The organism is Roseobacter sp. N2S, from assembly GCF_031454055.1.
Taxonomy (GTDB): Bacteria; Pseudomonadota; Alphaproteobacteria; order Rhodobacterales; family Rhodobacteraceae; genus Amylibacter.
In genome coordinates, this window is sequence record NZ_JAVDQB010000025.1 from 1 (window position 1) to 1,045 (window position 1,045).

The following is a 1,045-nucleotide window of genomic DNA, read 5'->3' on the forward strand; positions in this document are numbered from 1 at the left end:
TGAATAGCCCCTAGTATTGTAGACGCTTTCTTCCCTAATTTTGAGGCAAGGAGGCCGTTATGGGGAAGCCAAATTTCAGTGAAGATTTCAAGCGTGATGCTGTGCATCAGATCACGGTGCGTGGGTATCCAGTTCGAGAGGTGTCTGAGCGTTTAGGCGTCAGCACCTATTCTTTGTACAAATGGATGAAGCTGTACGCGAAGGCGGCGTCACGGGCATCATCTGTGGACCATGAAGCCGAGAACCGCAGGCTCAAGCGTGAGCTGGCAAGAATGACGGAGGAGCGCGACATCCTAAAAAAAGCGGCCGCGTACTTCGCAAAGGATGTAAACCTCTCGCGCATGTAAACATGCACTGCCGGTCAACGAATGAAGTACGCGTTTGTCGCCGAGCATCGCCCACAGTTTTCAGTGCGTCGGATGTGCCGTTGCCTCAACATCCATCCCAGTGGTTTCTACGCATGGGCTAAGAATCCGTTAAGCCACCGTGTAAGCCAGCGCGCGCGTGAGGATGCTCGTCAAACGAAGCTGCTCACGGATGCATGGAAAGACAGCGGTAAGGTCTATGGGTATCGCAAACTGCATGACGATCTGATGGAGTTGGGCGAGACCAGTTGCCCAAACCGTGTTGCCAGGCTGGCTCGTTTAGCGGGCATTCATGCACAGATCGGCTATAAACGCAGACCTGGAATGTATGGAGGTAAACCATCTATCGTGATCGATAATACGCTGGATCGGCAGTTTGATGTGGCTGACCCGGATACAGCTTGGGTCTCCGATATTACATATATTAAAACCTACGAGGGGTTCCTGTATCTGGCTGTGGTCATCGACCTTTACTCACGTCGTGTCATCGGCTGGGCAACCCAATCACGCCAGCCTACTGACCTTGTGCTTCAAGCACTGCTTATGGCCGTTTGGCGACGCAAACCCAAACACCCTGTCCTGATCCACACAGACCAAGGCTCGCAGTATACAAGCCGGGATTGGGCGGCGTTTCTGCGAGCCCACAACATCAAGCATTCGATGAGCAGGCGTGGAAATTG

At 52.9% G+C, this 1,045-nt stretch carries 1 pseudogene; it reads left to right on the top strand.

The window, feature by feature from the left end:
- Positions 1–59: 59 nt before the first annotated feature.
- A pseudogene (locus GGE09_RS23415) lies at positions 60–1,045 on the top strand (IS3 family transposase); the annotation flags it as partial.